Source organism: Algoriphagus sp. NBT04N3, assembly GCF_019443765.1.
Classification (GTDB): Bacteria; Bacteroidota; Bacteroidia; order Cytophagales; family Cyclobacteriaceae; genus Algoriphagus; species Algoriphagus ornithinivorans.
In genome coordinates this window covers 3,298,666-3,317,676 of record NZ_CP048415.1, presented here as the reverse complement: position 1 = coordinate 3,317,676, position 19,011 = coordinate 3,298,666, and the positions used below count along the sequence as shown (strand labels likewise).

Genomic DNA, 19,011 nt, shown 5'->3' with positions numbered 1-19,011 from the left:
GCTCTAAGACAAGTAAATCTTTTGGAAAGCCCTTATAGGTAGAATCCAAATCATTTTCCCATCCACAGAAAGACTGTCTTCTTGATCCAAGGTAAGTATAAAGCCTTCTTTCAGGTCAAAAAAACTCATTGCTTCAAGTAGGCCTTCTATTTCTCGATTTTTGTTTTCTGAATGGATTTTTTCAGAAACTTGTACAGCCCATTTACAGTTTTTCTCTTCAAAAACCACAAAATCACATTCCTTTTTCTCACGGTAATAGAACAACTTATGGGTGGTTTTTCGAAAGATTAAATAGACCAAATTTTCCAATAATCTTCCTTGATCCTTTGAAAAGCTCAATGAATTTGCCCGTGCAAATCCAGGATCTATGCAATATACTTTCTTGGGATTTTTGGATATGCTTTTAGCTGACCAGCTGAAGCGCGGTAGGAAAAATAGAAGATAGGCATCTTCTAACCAATTTAGATAATCAGAGACAGTATTTGCAGAGCCTATTTCAAAGGTTTTTTTGATTCCATTATAACTTATTTCTTTTCCCACATTGGATATCAGATAAAGAGTTATGTCTAAGAGTGTTTTGGTGTTTTTGATACCATAACGAATAGCGATATCTCGGAAAACGATATCCTTGAGTAAGTTTTGAAGGATTTCAGGATTTTTGTCTCTGAGATATTCAGGAAAGCCTCCTAAGTCCAAATAATTTTGAAAGTTCTCTGCATTGTCCTCCCAAGCATGATATTTTAAAAACTCTGAATAGGAGAAGGGGAATATTTCATAAGCTAAATACCTCCCGGTAAGTCGAGTGCCGAGCTCCCGGCTAAGAAGCGAAGCATTAGATCCAGTGATAAAGACTTTTTGCCCATTATCATGCAATTGCCGGACATATACTTCCCAACCTTTTACATTTTGGATTTCATCAAAAAAATAAGGCGAGCCACTTGATTCCAAGATTTCATCCAACTTGGAAAAATCATCAACTGTGAAGTCAAATAATCGCGGATCCTCAAAGTTTAGATAGGAGTAGTTTGGATCATATTCCTCGATAAGTTGTCGCATGAGCGAACTTTTTCCGGACCTTCTGATTCCAGTTATTACCTCTATTTGTTGACTTCCTTGATTTATTTTGTTTTTCGCCTCTCTAGGAGTGAGTGACAAATGTTGATCAAAAAGCTTTTTTTGACGATTGACTGCTAGTTCTATTTCTTCTTTAAGTAGCATATTTCTGCTGTTTATCCTACTCAAAGGTAAAGGTTTATTTTGATAATATAAACAAGTTTATTTTATCAGTATAAACTTTTGTTTTCTGTGAATATAAACTTTAGCCTTGTAAGTCATCCATTTTTACAATTTGGATGTCTTTTCGATTGACTTCTATTAGAGTTTGATGCTCAGATGCTGGAAATACCCAGCCTTCATCCGTCAACTCATAAAGCAAAGGGGCTAAGTTTTGAACAGCCGCCTTACAGCCTTGGACGATAGCACCCATTTTTCCGGTTTGCTTGGACAATACTGCTTCATTTTCTATTTCAAATGGCCCTGTGAATCCTTTTTCTTTTAGAATATTCACAAATGCTCTCCAGTCCAGATCATCCCCTAAGCCAAATCCAGGTAAGGTAGCCTCGTAGTGATGCCGATCCCAAGGATTGGTACTGGATGGGATTCCAGCCTTTTTGGCCCAATCTTCAGGAATCTGATGCATAGGATACATATTTCCCCAGAATGGATCTGGATTATTTCGAGTCGATTTGACATGGATTCTCTGAAGGCGAGTCATATCTGTATGCTTGATGACTTCTACAGGATCTGTATGTTGCCAAATATCATGTGAAGGGTCGTAAATCTCACCGTGATTCTTTTCCGGAATCAGTTGATACATCAGTTTTCTGGCGGCTAGGACTCCCGGTAAATTATTGAAAGTGCCAAAATGCCCAGAACTTCTCCAGCCTTCCATTGGGCAGTTTTCATACAAAATACTTACTCCTAAATCAGCAGCATATTGGATGATGGGTTTGAAAATACGCTGATATTCCAAGAGGTTTTTTTCAAATCCTCCGTCTTCATTTCCCAACTCATGGTTGTAGCCCACAAAGGTTCCAACTTTGACATCATTTTCATCTCCCCCAAGCAAATAAGCCATTCGGATCAATCTCAAAAGATGATTTTGGTTTTTTATTCTTTGCGCAGGATCTCCACCGATTAGATTTTCAAAAGCACCTAAGGAAAGTCTTAAAGAAGCAGCATTAAATTGATCAATTAATTTTTTTGCTTCATTTACACTGAAATTCTCATAATCCAAATGAGTAGCCACGAAATCATCCCGGGTTCCATCTCTTCTGAACACACATAAGTCCAATCCTTGAACTCCGATTTCATTGGCTTTTTCTATAGTCTGTTCCAAGTTCAGCTGATCAAAAGCTGAAGTCATAATCCAAATAGGATTCGCCATGGGTTTATAGGTTTTGGGTTAAAAAAAACAGCCCCTAAGGGCTGCTTAAATTACTTGTTTTCTGCCAAATTTTCAGGCTTGGTACTAATTCTGGACCAAATGAGCTCTCCAACTTTTCTTCCTTGCCAAACACCCTCATTGATAGCTGGCATGTAGTGGATGCCCCCATAAAATCTTGAAATAGCCGCTTCCGCAGAAGCCTCCATGAAAGAGTCAAACTCTCTTATTGGAAGTCCATAGTTGACTTCTGAACTATCAACAAAATGGAAGTCTTCACCAAATATCTGAGTTAGTGTAAAAGCAGCAGAGGTTGATGCTACGCTATGGCCACTGGTATGCTCAGGAAATGGAGGCGTTTGTAAATAAGGAACCCATTCCTGATCTATAAATTGATTGATGTAGGTTTCGGGTCTTACTAATTTGCTACGGTACTTCTCATCCCAACAAGCAACAAAGGCATCGTGCAGGGAAATTCCCGTCATTGCTAATGCCTCAGCTGTTTTTTTCCAGTCTGCATTGGCGGTTTTTGCTGCAATAGCAGCGATACTCATCCAGTGTCCACCAGGAGTAATTTTTTTCTCTGCAAACATCACATGTCCTTTCACATTCATTTTGTAGGGATTACAATCCCAGAACATGGCGATATCCAGTTCTTCTTTGGAAGCATTGACTACCGCATCATAAACTTCTTTGGCCTTTTGATAAAATTCCGAATTTGGATCAGTAGAATAGGCTGGGGGAGGGGAAACCTTAAATTGGGCAGCTGAGTCAATAACGAATGTTCTGATCTTATTCCAATGAGGCTCAATTCCTTCCATATATGCTGGCGGAGTAGGCTCCCAGGTTCCGGGTTGCCCAGTTACTGTATATTTCGGGAAGGATCTGCTTTGATGATAATTATCCTTGGATGAATAGGCTTTGATATGATCAGCGATTTCTTCTCCGAACTTCACTGATGCTTCAAATACATCATCCGGAATGCCTTTTTCCTTTAATTCTGCAAAAGCTTTCTCCTTGTGGTTTTGAACCATTTCTTCTGAAAAGATCAAGGCAGTTCCCATTTTGTAATAGGCTGCCAAAGAAGCAAGTGGAGGATAAATGTTCTTCGGAACTTGAATATTAATAGCTTCTGAGCCATTTAATTGTCCCATAAGAGACTTATATCCTGGATCCACTGCCGCTGCAACTTCATAGGCTGCAAGGGAAGAATAGGAATAAATTCGTGCTGCTACGGGAGGAGAAAATATATCATGAATAATTACTTCTGTAATCCTGTCCTGTGCTTCACTTAAATAATGGCCGTCGGTAATTGCATCGCTATAATCCACTGGTTCCTGACAAGAGAAAATCGTCAAGAGTAGTAGCGAAAAGAGCAACCCTTTTAATCTAATCATTTGAATTACTGTCTTTTAATGAATCTTAAATTTACTGAATAGTGCTGGGAGACTCAAGTTTTTGGACTGATTCTCCGCTAGGGTGAAGCCAAAAGTATGTTAAAATTCAGCTCTCTCAAATGATTTTTGTCAATTTTCAGAATTACCTAGAAAATATACCGGGCCATTATTGCTGATTCCGATAATGTAGCTGTTGCTCAGGGATTTGATTTGCTCTATTCTTCTCAGTTCGGCTTGAGAGGGAACCTTGTTTTCCTCTTTGATTACTTTCCACCCTTCCTTTGTCCATTGTAATTTTAAATTGGAACTGGAGGTGTTTTTCCCAAGATCTACTCTGAATCCTGAATCATTTCCAACTATCCAAAGTGTTTGAGTTGCAGCATTCCATTTCATGTCTTTGATGGGGCTAAGTTGTGCTTGCCATGGAAAGGCTTCAAACTCAAACGTCCCATCTTCTTTTTGAAAATAAACCCCGGATCTAAACTCATAGGCATATTTAGGGCTAAGTTTTCCAATTATATCTTTCCCAAAAAGATCTTCTGGCTTGGAAATCTTAGCATATTCTTGATAGGAAGAATGCATTCTTTTCACTCCGGGAATTTGCTTGATCAAATCATCCCTCGTAGCAAAAGGAACTAATTTCTCTCCCATATAATGAAATATCAATGGATCTGCTTGACCATTTCCATCAAAATCATGATGATAAAAAACAACTGGCTTTTCATGACTTGCTTTTAGCTTGGAATTAAGTCCAAGGTTGCCCACCAATATATCCTTGAGACCATCTCCGTTGATATCTTCCACCATTATCTCATTGACCCATCCAGTAGACTTTTCTAAACCACCTGAAAAAATCTCGTCCAATTTGTTGCCCTTATTCTTGAAAACCCGAATGGCTTGCCAATCTCCTGACAGGATCAACTCTTTGGCTCCATCTCCATCCAAATCACTCCAAGTAGCATCCTGAATCATTCCCAAATCTTTGCCTGCACCAAACCATTCTTGAGTTTGGTCACGGAATTGACCGCGACCGTTGTTGATCAAAAGATAGCTGTATGGACTCGCTCCATAATCTCCGGTTAGAACCGATGCGCCGACAAAAATATCGGGAAAGCCATCTCCATTGACATCATGAATGGCCAGTGAGGAGGTATTTTGTCCAATTGGAGGAAGTGCATTGGGAAAGAAGGCAAAATTTCCTTTTCCATTCCCGTAAAGTATGCGATCAAAGAGAAAGAGGTTATCAGCTTCGTATTCATTCCCCCCACTTCCTACATATAAATCCAAATATCCGTCTCCATTAAAGTCTTCAAAAGCGGCTACCACATCCTCGGCTTTGGCAAGCTGGGAAAATGACTTACTTTCTATGGGTTCAAAGCCTCCATCTTCCTTTTGTAGGAAAAATGCACCTGCCTGATCTTTGGCTCCTCCCAGAAAAATATCTGTAAGTCCATCTCCGTTGATATCAGCGCTAGCAGATGCAGGACCTTCAGCTGCAAAACTTCTAGGGATTAGGTACTCTCTTTTGGTTTCGTCCAGTTCATTTTTCTCCTGATGATACCAGGAGATAGAAAAGTCAGAGTTGGCGGCTTCAGATATTCTCCCCTCAGGAATAAATTCTTTTCCTCCTCCTTTGATTAATAAGTGCTTCTGATTGATAGAGAGGCCTTCGAATTGCTCAAAAGTTCCATCCGGCCATCTAACCTGGATAGCATCAATTTTGTCCACCTTGCCTAATCCAAAGATTAAATTCGTAGAAGTTCCTGATTGGAATCCCCTAGAAGTGCTTAAAAGTTGCCGATATTTTTTTTCAGGAGTAATAACCTTAACCTCAGCTCCGATCGCAAATGGATTATTTCCAGCACTTTTTAATTCTACACTGACGTAATTATGGCCGAGACTTTCAGACTTGTTGCGGTAGATAAATGCAGGTTGATTAAGGTTGTTGACGATCAAATCCAAGTCTCCATCATTATCCAAGTCAGCATAGGTGCTTCCATTGGAATAGGAGGCCTGATCCAAACCAAATTCTTTTGCTTTAGCCTTAAATTTTAAATTACCTTGATTATGAAAAGTATAATTCGGGAGCTGGACAGAAGGTAACATTTCAATTTGCCGCTTCCTAAGCTCATCCATTTTCAGATTTGGATCTGCCTCTTGAGAGTATTGGATGAAATCCAAATCATTAGGCCTCTTGACAATTCCATTGGTGACATGAATATCCATCAGCCCGTCGTTATCCATATCGAATATCAAGGGAGACCAACTCCAATCAGAAGCAAAAACTTCCGCATATAAGGCTACTTCACTAAACTCTCCTTTGCCTGTATTGAGTTGCAGGTGATTTCTTACGTATTGATCCCCATAATTGAACTGCTTTTTGATGGAGTAAACTTCTGCTTTATCCTCTCCAACAGATTTCATCCAAATTTCCGGATCTTCAGGAAGCATATCTGTGGTGAAAATATCCGGATACCCGTCTCCGTCAATATCAGCAGCATCATTTCCCATTGAATATCGGGACGTATTAGAAATAATACTTTGAAGACTCTCTAAAAATGTTCCGTCCTGCTGGTTGATATAGAGGTAATCATTCTCAGTGAAATCATTGGAAACATAAATGTCCAACCAGCCATCCTGATTGAAATCTTCTATACTTACTCCTAGTCCAAAACCCAAAACACTGGAGTAGATCCCGGCTTCTTCAGTTACATCTATAAAGCCTCTTTGGCCTTCAGATGCGAGGTTTTTTAATAACTTGTCTCCTCCTTCATCAGCTATTACCCTGTTTTCTGACTTTGCGAAAACCTCGGGTGATTTCACTCCATGATTTAACAGATAAAGGTCCAAATCTCCATCTCTGTCGTAATCAAAAAAGACGGCATGGGTACCGAAACCTTTGAAATCTACTCCATATTGCTCGCCAAGCTCAATAAAAGTCAGATCGCCCTGGTTGATATAAAGTTTGTTTTTACCCTGTATCCCTTTGTAATCTCCAACTTGACTGATATATAAATCAAGCAGGCCATCTCCATTAATATCTGCAAAAGTGGCGCCATTGGACCAGCTGCCTTCTTCATATATCCCCGACGATTCAGTTATATCTTCAAACTGGAAGTTGCCTTTGTTGAGGAAGAGGCGATTGGGAACTTGATTGCCAGTAAAAACCAAATCAACCAGTCCATCATTATTGATATCCCCCGCGGCTACCCCGCCTCCATTGTAGAAATAGAGATATTCTAAAATATTTATCTCGGGGCTTGAGGTAAGATTATTTTGAAAATCAATCCCCGTTTCCTGAGCCGAAAGTAACTCAAAGAGTTTCTCTTTTTTCTCCTCTTTTTTGCAGGAAAGCAATGTGATAGCCAGGATGCAGCCTGTAAATCTCCAAAATTTAGTAATTGTCATATTTCCAGATTTCTGCAGCACTGTTATTTTTTACAATTAGGAGTTTTTGATCATTTAATCGGCTGATTGCCCTGATTTCACCGGAAAGCTTGAGTTGATGTTGAGCGTTAGGAAGGTAACGAAAAGTTCCATCTCCATTTCCTATCAACACCTCACCGAAACTGGCGTCTGATTTGCCGATTTCCGGTTTTACTCCACTTAAATTTCCTCCCAAAATCAAATCTATTATTCCATCTTGATTGATGTCTATTGTCTCGCTTGCAAACACCCAGGATCTCTGAGCCATTCTTGGGAAAGAAACCCATTCAAACTGTGCTCCATCTCGATTCATTAATACCCCCGACTCTAAATGAGTTAATTCATTGACAATGGATTTGGAAATAATAGCGGGATCGAAAATCTGATCTAAGGATTGATTATTGTAATTCGAGTACCTCATGTACTTCTTTTTGATAGTCGGGATTTGTTTTTCCAGTTCATGTTTCAGCGTAAATGGCACCTGAATATCCCCTTGAGTAGCAGTGAATATTTGCTCTATAGATCCGTTTTGGTCAAAGTCATTTAAATACATCCGAATAGGGCTATCGGATTTTGCCTTGAACCGGGTATTAAGTCCCTGATTCCCTAGAATCAAATCTGGAAAACCATTTCCGTCCAAATCTGCAACTTCTACAGATCTGTACCAGCCTTTTAATTTCGCTAGTTTGGGAAGCTCCATCCTTTCCAATTTTTTTCCGGTGTTTTTGAAAAAAATAGGTTCAGTCCAGTCACCGACAAGTACCAAATCTTCTTTTCCGTCTTGGTCCAAATCCACTACTGCTGCGTCGGTGATCATTCCTATTTCCTGAAATCCCGGAGCAAAATCTTGGCTCTGTTCAGTGAAATTCCCTTTCCCATCATTAATCCAAATATGACTGCTTGCCGGTGCACCATAGACAAAAGGAACTAACCTTTCGGTGATAATAAGGTCCAAAGCTCCGTCTTCATTGATATCTATGGACTGAACAGATGAGCTTACTCCTCTTATCGTTTGGAAGCCAGTTTGGACGCTTTTGCTGAAATTTCCTTTCCCGTCATTAATGTAAAGCCTGTCCGCAAGATCAGGTGCATTGAGTGGAAATTCATTTCCGCCTGAAGTCACCAATAAGTCCAGAAAACCATTCCCATTGGCATCGAAGAATAAAGCGTCGGAGTCTTCTGCAGTGGAGTCAGCTTCAAATGCAGCTTGTCTTGATAAGGAGTATTTCCCAGAGCTAGAACCAAGATACAACTTGGCGCTAAACCCTTTCGATCCTCCGAAATATAGGTCTTCTATACCATCTCCATTGACATCCGCTTTGGCAAAAGCAGGACCTTCGGTAGAGAACATATGATACAGTAATCGGTCTCTGTCAAAGTCAACAAAAGTATTTTCCTGATGCTGGAAATCAATTAGGGGCTGCTCTTCCTTGCTAAACAAAGGCTTGATTCCTTTCGAGCTAGGCACCTCAATTCCTGCTTGAGCATCTTCCCATTTCAACTGTAATAATTGGTCTACTGATTGATTTTCCAATAAACTTACTTTTCCATCAGGCCATGTGATATAGATTTGATCAAGACTTGTGATTTTGCCTAGACCCAAAGTCAATTTAGGGTCCACTGAGGACTGAAATCCCCGGTTTGGCATTTGTTCTAAGTAAAACTTTTGATCACCTGCAATTGCCAAGATTTGGGTTCCAATTGCCTGTGTGTTCATGCCTTTTCCGATCAATTGGAATTGGATGAAATGATTTTCGGGTAATTGAGTTTTACTGAGATTTTTAAAAATCTGAGCAGGCTTATTTACATTATTGATGACCAAGTCCAAAGTTCCGTCATTGTCTAAATCTCCATAGGCAGAGCCATTTGAGTGAATAGCTTCTCCCAATCCCCATTCCTGAGCTTTGTTTTTAAACTGAAGGTCTCCCAAATTTTTGAATGCATAATTGGGTACTGGATTGACTGGAATAGGATCAATAAGGGCTTTGTAATCCACTCCTTCTTGGGTGATGATTTTTACTTTGGTCTCCTCATCATCGATAAAGTTCAAATAGTCCAAATCAGTAATATCCTGATAGATGCCGTTGGCTACGAATAAATCTCTCAAGCCATCATTGTCCATATCAAAAATTAAAGCTCCCCAGCTCCAATCTGTGGCTTCTACATTGGCCATTCTGCCCATTTCACTGAAAGTGCCGTCCCCATTATTGATATGAAGCATATTCCTTGAAAATTGATAATGATAGCCGTAATTCTTGTTGAATTGAAATCTGTCCCAGTTTTCAAAAGTGGTCACTTGCTTCAATCTATCCATAGGCTCCGGAAGCATGTCTGTGACGAAAATATCTAACAGTCCATCTCCATTGATATCCGCAATATCTGCACCCATGGAAGCTGCAGAAATAGATCTCATAGCAGACTCCAAAGATTCTGTGAAAGTGCCGTCTTGATTGTTGATATATAAATAGTCCTTTTCAAAAAAATCATTGGAAATAAAGATGTCTGGCCAGCCGTCTTGGTTCACATCTCCGATGGTGATTCCTAACCCAAATCCAATTACTGATCCATAAATCCCAGCCTCCTCGCTTACGTCCGTAAATTTCCCACCATCGTTTCTGAATAATTTATCTCCACCTACAGGGTCTCGTTCAGGACGCTTATTCTGCATTTTGTTGAAGCTTCCAATTGCCTGATAGCTGTTATTTAGAAGATAAACATCCAGGTCTCCATCTCTATCATAGTCAAAAAATACAGCATGGGTTGAAAATCCCTGGTCAGCCAAACCGTATTGTTCAGCCATTTCTAAAAAAGTGCCATCACCCTGATTAATGAATAACTCATTTTGCTTGTTATCTCCGGAAATATCTCCCGAGTTACAAACATAAATGTCTAAATATCCATCTCCGTTTACATCGGCCATAGCCACTCCGGTACTCCAAGCCCGGTTACCTTTAACGCCAGCTTTTTCAGTAATATCCTCAAATTGAAAATTGCCTTTGTTGAGGTACAACTTATTGTCTGTTAGATTTCCCGTGAAGTAGATATCTAACAACCCATCATTATTAATGTCTCCCAAGGCAACTCCACCTCCATTATAGTAATTTCGGTAGGTGAAAATGTTGAACTTTTCATCAAAGGAAAGGTCATTACTGAAGGTTACCCCAGATTCTTCCGAAGATATTTGTTCAAAGAGACTTGGAGTTTTAGCCTCTTCTTTTCCGCAGGAAAACAAAAGAATGAGTGCACAAAAGCCTATTATATTGTTTTTCATGATGGGTTAGCTTCTAGTTGTTTTTGGATAGGCAAATCCACTATTTCTACTCGAACTGAGGAAATAGATTTTTTGAAAACACGGATTCTTCGGTTTCCGTCAATTTTGACAAATGCGATCAATGATTTATCCTCATTGGAAACCTCAAAAAAGCCATCCCCATACCAGGTTTCTAATAAGGCGATAACGTCATCCCTGAGTTTTTCTACGCTTAACTCTTCATTCCAAAGAGCCCAAGATTCATAGGTGAACTCCATGGGCATCATATAAATTTTATTTTCTTCAAATCTTGGGTAAAAGCGCATTTTGGCAGGATTGCCTGAGGGCATTTCAGCCTGATATTCTACAGATAATTCAGTAGGGCCATTGGTTAAAACTCCTTGTTTATTGAGGTCCCAACATGTTTCGAAGAACTCCTTTTTATCCATTCCCAATTCCAATCCCAAGAATAGCTCATTAGCTTCTTTACCGGAGCTCAATTCCCTATCTTCAATTTTTTGGTACTCAGATTTGCAGGCACCAAGCGTAGTAACTATTAAAATTGCCTTAGCGAATCTCAAAAAGAATCGGTTCATCATTATTTCTTACTGCTATTAAATAGGGTTTGTTATTGATTATTATTTTATGAAGATCCCTGCTTTCTCCGGGAAGAACCAATCCGCTTTCTTCCGGGAGGGAAACCTTCCAAGTGTCGCTTTTTGTATGGTTTAGTAACCAACCATAGCTTCCCAAATTGGATCCCATTTCCGGCTTATTCCGACTTTGATTTCCTGCTAAGATGAGGAAATCATTGCTTTTTGAATCATGAAAGAAAAGGCTGGTGTAAATGGGGCCTTGCTGAACTTCAACAGGTAATTCCTGGAGTTTAAACTTCCCATTTCCATCGTTGATCCACAGGGAGGTTTGCAAGATATCGACTTCCAAATTTAGGGATTTTGAAAGAATTTGGGCAGGGAAAAGTTCCTCCATTGACTTATTTTGGTAAGCTGCATAAGTGGTCAATTGCTTTCTCAAAGAAGGAATCTGCTTGAGTAAGGTGTTCTTCATTACTAAAGGCATTGCCCTATTTCCGTCATAAAAACAGAGAATTTGATCTAAACTTCCATTTTGATCAAAATCATTGACATACATTCTCAGCTTGCTGCCAGTCGGAGGTTTGAATCGGGTATTTAAACCCAAATTACCCGCTAATATATCCGGCCTTCCGTCTCCGTTTAAATCCCTTACCAGAAGCGTGTTCCACAATCCCCTCGTCTGTGAAAAACCGAATTCCTCTGTTCTTTCATAGAATTGCCCACTTTTGATGGAAAAAATGCGAATAGGAGCCCATTCTCCGGCAATAATAAGTTCTAGCTGACCGTCACCATCCAAGTCAGCAAAGCTTCCTGATGTCAGCATTCCTTCTTTGAACTCTTGGGAAGTTGCTACTTTGGTGAAATTCCCTTTACCATCATTTAGCCATGTGTTAAATCCAGTTGGAATTCCGTAAGCAAAAGGCTGCTCTCTGTCACCAATGACTAAGTCTAAATCTCCATCTTGATCAATATCAGTTGCCAGAATAAATGAGCTAGGTACAGGATCAAATAATTGCTGGGACTTAAGGAATTTGCCATTTCCTTGATTGATATACAACCTATTTTGATAGAGTGGATTCCCCATTCCAAACTCAATGCCACCGCTGGCAATTAACAGATCGGGAAGTTGATCGTTATTAGCATCAAAAATTAAAGCATCCACATCTTCAGAAAGACTGTCTTGCTCAAATAAGCCCTCTAAGGCAGTTTGAAAGCTTCCGTTTGGCTGTTGATAAAAGAGTTGACTTGCCTGCCCTTTTGCGCCTGGAAGGAAAATATCATCTCTTCCGTCTTGATTTAGATCTCCGACAGCAGCTTTGGGGCCCTCATTGCTGATAGACCAAAAACGCAATCTGTCCAGGTCAAAATCAATAAACTGACTTTCCTGATGTCTAAAGGGGATAGGGTTGGAAGCTAATATGAGTGGCGTTTGCTTAGAACTCTTTTCAGTCGGAGTCTGAGTTTGATTTTTTTGAGGATTGATTACCTGATTTGCAGCAATATTTTTCTGGATACTCCGGCTACCATCTGGCCATGCGATTATCAGACTATCTACAGTTTTGTTTTGTCCAATACCAAAATGAACTCTAGGGTCTACCGATGACATGTAGCCTTTGACAGGCTGATATTCTTTATACAAAGTCTGACCTTCCATATAAAGCTCTACGGTAGCGCCAAAAGCATTTTTCAAATCAATGGCGAGATAATTGCCGAGTTGATTTTCAATGCTTTGATTTTTGTAGACTCCCAAGAAATCATTGAGGTTATTGACAACTAAGTCCAGATCACCATCATTATCCAAATCTCCATAGGCAGCTCCTGTACTAAAGGTTAATTGATTGAGGCCTACTTCCATGGCTTTGTTTTCAAATGACCAATTGCCAAGGTTTTTAAACCAATAATTTTGTAGTGGGGTGGAAGGAAACTCATCAATCATTTTGGTGATCAAAACTGAGTCTTTTTTAAATTGGCTAATATCTGATTGCTTATTGACATAAAAATCCACAAAGTCAAAATCAGTAAGGTCCTTTACGATTCCATTGGCCACAAAAACATCATTCAGACCATCTAAATCTGCATCAAAAATCAATGCTCCCCAGCTCCAATCTGTGGCATGCATACCAGTCATTCGAGAAACCTCAGTAAACATGGGTGCTCCTGTATTGGGGTTTTGACCTAGGTTCTTTTGAAGGGTATTTCGGGTGAACTGTCTGTGATACCCTGCTTTGAGGTTTGCATGGAATTTATCCCAATCTTCAAATGGGGTTTTTGTTTTTACCCGATTCCAGTCTTCAGGAAGCATTTCTGTTACAAATATGTCAGGCCTTGCATCATTATCCAGGTCAGCAATATCTGCACCCATGGATCCCATAGAAATTTCCGGGATCAATTCGGGAAGCACTTCTCTGAAAGTTCCGTCTTGATTATTGAGGTAGAGATAATCTCTTTCAAAAAAGTCATTAGACACATACAAATCAGGCCAAGTATCTTCATTTAAGTCTGCTACAGTTACTCCAAGACCATAGCCTATACTACTTCCAAAGATTCCTGCTGCTTCACTGATATCTGTAAAAAATGCTCCGTCATTCCTGAATAATTTATTCCCACCTTCTGGATCCCTGATTTCTCTTTGGCCTTCTCTTAAATCAAAAAGACCAACAGATCTTCCAGAATTACTAAGTAGGTACATATCAAGATCTCCGTCTTTATCCATGTCAAAAAATACCGCATGCTGGGACAGACCTTCTTCGGCAATTCTATAGGCTTTTGACTCTTCTTTGAATGTTAGGTTTCCCTGATTGATGAATAATTCATTGTATCTCTTTTCTCCTCCGGGAGGGCCGGATTTGCAAACATAGATATCCAATAGTCCATCATTATTGATATCTGCCATACTGACTCCGGTAGACCAAACTCCAGAAGAATTTAAGCCTGCTTGATCTGTAATGTCTTCAAATTTAAAGTTGCCTTTATTTAAATAGAGGCGATTAGAGGTTTGATTTCCGGCAATAAAAATATCCAATAGTCCATCATTGTTGATGTCTCCAAGGGCTACACCAGCACCGTTATAAAAATTCCTGAATGTATAAGGGTTATATTTTTCATTATAGGTGAGATCGTTTCTGAAATCAATCCCACTTTCTTCTGCTGAAATAAGTTTAAAAAGTTGCTTTTCCTGTGCTTCTTCCTTTTTGCAGGAAGAAAGCAAAATGATCATTAAAAGAGGCAGTATGCTTTTACTGTACTTCATGATTTTGTAAAAAAAAGGAAGTGCACAAATGTACACTTCCTTTCAATTAGATATTATTTTTTAATTAATAACCTGGGTTCTGAGTCAGGTTAGGGTTAGCATTGATTTGCTGCAATGGAATAGGGAATAGTGCTCTGAAAGGCTGAGATTGTCCTTTCTCCCACCATGGCTGATTCCACTTTCCGAACCTGATCTGATCAGTTCTTCTGGAAGCTTCAGCAAACATTTCTCTTCCTCTTTCTTCAAAGATAGTATCCAAAGTCACGGTAGTGAATGCAGGCATACCTGATCTTGTTCTAACCATATTTAGGGCAGTCAGAGCCTCAGAAGTTTGTCCCAAACGGAAAGCTGCTTCTGCTTTGGTCAAGTACATATCAGCCAATCTGAACAATGGATAATCATTGTTCAAGCTTGAAGCAGCACCCGAAGCAAACTCAAATTTACCTACTCTCGCACCAGCTTGTCTGAATGCATTTGGAGCCAACATGTTGATCTCAGGAGTAAAGGTCAATGGAGGACCATCAGGGTCATTTGCTTCCGCTGAGATATCATTCAAACGAGTGCCATCAGCAGCGAATTGAGGGCCTACAATGAAGGAGTTCTTTCTTACATCATTATCATCAAAAGAATTATAGAATTCTTCCAAAGATGCATATCCATTCCATGGCTGCTCCTGCAAATTGTAAGTATTCTGACTCAAATAGTGCAAAGTCATTTGAACAAGGTTGAATCCTTGTGCATTGTTCTCATCGTATGGCAAAGTCAAGATGTTCTCAGTAGATCCGCCATTTCTTGTAGCAAAGTTGCTGAAGAAATTAGCTGACAAAGAGTAAGGACCTGAAATAACCACATCTGCTGCAGCTTTAGCATCAGCCCATCTTGCAGTTCCGGTATAAACCTGTGCATTCAAGTATAACTTCGCAAGGATAGCATGAGCACTGTAATAGTTCAAGGTTGTCTTCGTATCGGACTTAGGAAGTAAGTCTACGTTTTCCAAAACTGAACGCTCGATGAAGTCAAATACTTCTTGACGCGTGTTATTAGAAGGGTTTCCTTCCAAGTCATCTTCAGTAACGATAGGAACATTTCCAAAGCTGTCGATCAACCAAGAATAAATCAAAGCTCTTAATACTCTTAATTCAGCTGTCAAAGCTTCTACATCCCTGTAAGCCACAATTAGGTTGTTGATTTCACCAATTGCAGTGTAGCAATAAGCCCAAGAGTTATTGAAAGCCTCATCAGATGGCTGCCAAGTATGTCTGTGCATTCTTAACCATAATCCACCATCTTCCCAGTCAGCTCCTTTTTGAGGAATTGCCATTTCGTCAGATGATACCTCGTAAATAGACCAGATACTGTTGTGTCCACCCCAGCTACCCACAATACGGGAGTAGGCAGAAGCTTTCAAAACGTCAATCAAGGCTGGGTTATTACTATTCGCCACATCCTCAGGAGTAATACCGTCAAGTACCTCCTGCTCCAGTTCCCAACAGGATCCCAGTAGGAATACTACCGGAATCAACAGAAAGGTTTTACTAATTGATTTTAACATATCTCTGTTGTTTGATTGATTACTTAAAGTTTAAACTAAGACCCAAAGTGAAAGATCTGGTTTGGAAGTATGTGTTTCTTCTCTCAATTCCAGGTGACAAAGAAGTTGTAAATGGATCATCATTTTCCAAGTCTCTTACTCTTACTTCAGGGTCAATACCAGAATAATTGGTTATTGTAAATAGATTTTGTGCTGCAAAATACACTCTGAAAGAACTCAAATTAGGAGAATTAGTTTTGAAATTATATCCTAATTCCATGTTATCCAGTCTGATAAAGCTTGCATCCTCTATGTACGAACTGTTGAAGGTCGGAGTTGAGGTAATCAATGGACTTGTTGGAGTTTTATCCGTAATTACAGAGTTCCAAGTGTTAGATGGAGCATCTGCATTTTCGTAGAAACCTCTGTAAGAATTGTACAAGTCATGTCCCCAAGCACCTCTTAAGAATACGTTTAATGACCACTGTCCATATTCAAATCCGTTTGCGAAACCGAATTCACCCTGTGGAAGACCATTGCCTAGTCTTTCGAATTCATCAGGATTAGTTGTAGAAAGGATGTATTCACCTGCTTCACTGATACCCAATAACCTTGGTCCGTAGAAGTCACCCAAAGTTTGACCTACTCTGTTGTAGATGATAGGGTTGTTGTTCTGACCAGGAGAACCTGGAGTAGCAAATCTCAATTCGTCAAATCCAAGACCACCTGCTGATAAGCTCTCGATAGTGGTTTTGTCATAAATGGTGAAGTTGAAATTCGGAGACCATTTCAATGTTCCTTTTCCAATTCTTGCTACACCTATTGCGAATTCAAAACCTGCAGCTCTCAAATCAGCCAAGTTTACCCAAGTACTTCCAACTGTATTGAATCTTCCTGGATCGAAAATATTTGGACCACCGGAAACCGGTACATTGAATAGCAAGTCAGAAATATTTCTAACATAATAGTCTACACTACCATTTACTTTTCCGTCAAACATCGCATAATCCACACCCACGTTGAATTCTTTCTTGGTTTCCCACTTCAAGAATCTGTTTGGATTGGAGTTTTGTACAATACCTACGTAGATATCATCTGTAGTCAATGGGTCACCATCCAAGTCAATTCTGTTTCCATTTCCGAATACACCTAATGCCAAGGTTGGAGATGGAGGAAGGTTACCAGTTACACCATAAGATACTCTCGGTTTGAACTGAGAGAATACTCCCATATCAAAAATCTGAGTGAAGTCAGAACCTACAGAGAATGCAGGGAACACACCAGTTTGGTTATTCGCTCCAAATCCAGAATATGTTTCAGCTCTCACTGAAGCAGAAAGGAATAGTAAGTTTCTGTAATTAAAGTTAGCTCTACCGAAAGCAGAATTCAATTGATCCTGATTAGCAAAGGAATATAGGTTTGTGTTGTTACCTAATCGGATAGCGCCTGCCCCTAAATTATCCCATCCTAGGTCAAACAGATATTGTCTAACTCTTGCTCCAAATCCTTGATTTTTTGTTGATTGGAAAGCAACACCACCCAATAAGGTCATGTTTAAACCATCCATTACCTCAGTTTCATATCTCAAGGTAGATTCAAAGATTTTCTGCTGTCTGTCTTCCGTGATTCTTTGTGCTGAACCTCTAGCTCCTAATCCTACTTGAAAATCTTGAATAGACCAAAATCCACCAATCAATTGATTTCTTCTATCCTGAGAGTACTGAGCCGAAGCAGTCAAATTAGGAAGAATATCAAACTCTGCTCTATACGAAGTCAAAGCAGATTTAATCTCATTCACAAATTTTTGTTGATTTGCTAAAGCAACTGGGTTATAGAAGTCAAACAAATCTCTCTGGAAATAACCACCAAATCTCTGATTAGCATCTTCTGTGTCTTCGAAGATTGGAGCAGTAGGGTTATAGATAGTGGCATATCTGAATGCAGCGCCATTGATATCTTCGGAATCTACATTTGTGAAGGATAAGTTCACATTCATTCTCAATCGATTATTGATTGCTGATTGAGAAAGGTTGATTCTAGTGTTCAATCTTTCGTTTCCTACTCCATTTACAATACCGTTGTTATCACGGTAGTTAACTGAAGCCATGTAAGAGGTATTATTAAAACTACCGGAAACACTGGCATTGGTGGTATACGAAAGTGCATCATCAATCAATTCCTTTCTCCAATCGGTTCTGCTACCAAAATCCTGACCGCCTCTTGCCACAAATTCTTCAGGAGAAAGGATTGGGATAAGGTTAGTAGCCTGATCTAAAGTTGCAAAAGAGTTGATGGAAACAGTTGTAGATGGTTCTCTAGTACCTTTTTTAGTGGTAGTAATCAAGATTACACCGGAAGAACCTCTGGCACCGTAAATAGCTGCAGCGGATCCATCTTTCAATACATCGATAGACTGAATATCATTCGGGTCAACGTTGTCAAGAGATGCACCGATTACACCGTCCAATACGATCAATGGAGAGGAGTTAGCTCCGAAAGTAGATAGACCTCTCAATCGAATATCAAAGCCACCGTTAGGATTACCTCCAGCACGGGTGATTGATAGACCGGCTACCTTACCTTGAAGTAATTGAGTAGGGTTTGCTACGTTACCTCTGTTAAAATCCTCAGGTTTTACACCGACTACAGCAGAAGTAATTTCCTTTTTGTCTTGGGAGCCGTAACCAATTACAACTGCCTCTTCCAAGCTCTGGATATCCTCTTCCAAATTAATGGTGAAAGTGCTTTGGTTACCGATCTCCACTTCTTTGGTGAGATAACCTACAAATGATACTACCAGAACACGGTCTCCTGGCTGGATTTCAAGGGTAAACTTTCCATCCAAATCAGTCGCCACGCCTCTGGTGGTGCCTTTTACTAGTACAGTGGCACCAGGTACAGGGTCTCCAAGTGAAGCATCCAGGACGGTTCCTGTGATGGTTCTACTTTGGGCATTGGCTGCTAGCGAAGCTCCGAATACGAGCGCCATCACCAGCATCAATGACTTAAGTTGTTGTAAATAATTTCTCATAGGGTTTTTTGTTTTGAAAAAAGCGAAATAGGTATGAGTACTTAATTTCAAACCTAAGGTGAAGTATTAAATTTAATTTTGCAATTA

The 19,011-nt window shown here is 39.8% G+C and carries 9 protein-coding genes; all 9 read right to left on the bottom strand.

Features of this window, described 5'->3' with window-relative positions; translation table 11 throughout:
* Positions 1–3: 3 nt before the first annotated feature.
* Positions 4–1,218: an ATP-binding protein gene (locus tag GYM62_RS14380; protein WP_219956920.1), complete on the bottom strand. Its 1,215-nt coding sequence runs from the start codon at positions 1,216–1,218 to the stop codon at positions 4–6.
* 100 nt (positions 1,219–1,318) lie between these two features.
* On the bottom strand, positions 1,319–2,446 hold the full coding sequence (locus GYM62_RS14375; protein ID WP_219956919.1) for a sugar phosphate isomerase/epimerase: 1,128 nt from the start codon (positions 2,444–2,446) through the stop codon (positions 1,319–1,321).
* Between the two features lie 50 nt (positions 2,447–2,496).
* Positions 2,497–3,840 carry a vanadium-dependent haloperoxidase gene (locus tag GYM62_RS14370; RefSeq protein WP_219956918.1) on the bottom strand — a complete coding sequence of 448 codons (1,344 nt, stop codon included), beginning with the start codon at positions 3,838–3,840 and terminating at the stop codon, positions 2,497–2,499.
* A 129-nt stretch (positions 3,841–3,969) separates the two neighbouring features.
* Complete coding sequence (locus GYM62_RS14365; RefSeq protein ID WP_219956917.1) at positions 3,970–7,248, bottom strand: VCBS repeat-containing protein; 3,279 nt, start codon at positions 7,246–7,248, stop codon at positions 3,970–3,972.
* Positions 7,235–10,537, bottom strand: a complete 3,303-nt coding sequence (locus GYM62_RS14360) for a VCBS repeat-containing protein (RefSeq protein ID WP_219956916.1) — start codon at positions 10,535–10,537, stop codon at positions 7,235–7,237. Before GYM62_RS14360 ends, GYM62_RS14365 begins: the two co-directional genes overlap by 14 nt.
* Positions 10,534–11,097 (bottom strand): hypothetical protein, encoded by a 564-nt coding sequence (locus GYM62_RS14355; RefSeq protein WP_255590392.1) that lies wholly within the window; start codon positions 11,095–11,097, stop codon positions 10,534–10,536. The genes GYM62_RS14360 and GYM62_RS14355 overlap by 4 nt, the downstream gene beginning before the upstream one ends.
* Positions 11,084–14,362, bottom strand: coding sequence for a VCBS repeat-containing protein (locus tag GYM62_RS14350; protein WP_219956915.1), 3,279 nt, complete (start codon positions 14,360–14,362; stop codon positions 11,084–11,086). Before GYM62_RS14350 ends, GYM62_RS14355 begins: the two co-directional genes overlap by 14 nt.
* 64 nt (positions 14,363–14,426) lie before the next feature.
* The gene (locus GYM62_RS14345) at positions 14,427–15,914 is read right to left on the bottom strand and encodes a RagB/SusD family nutrient uptake outer membrane protein (protein ID WP_219956914.1); all 1,488 of its coding nucleotides are present in this window, start codon (positions 15,912–15,914) and stop codon (positions 14,427–14,429) included.
* A 19-nt stretch (positions 15,915–15,933) separates the two neighbouring features.
* A complete protein-coding gene (locus tag GYM62_RS14340) occupies positions 15,934–18,924 on the bottom strand; it encodes a SusC/RagA family TonB-linked outer membrane protein (protein WP_219956913.1) in 2,991 nt (996 codons plus the stop codon).
* Positions 18,925–19,011: the final 87 nt, after the last annotated feature.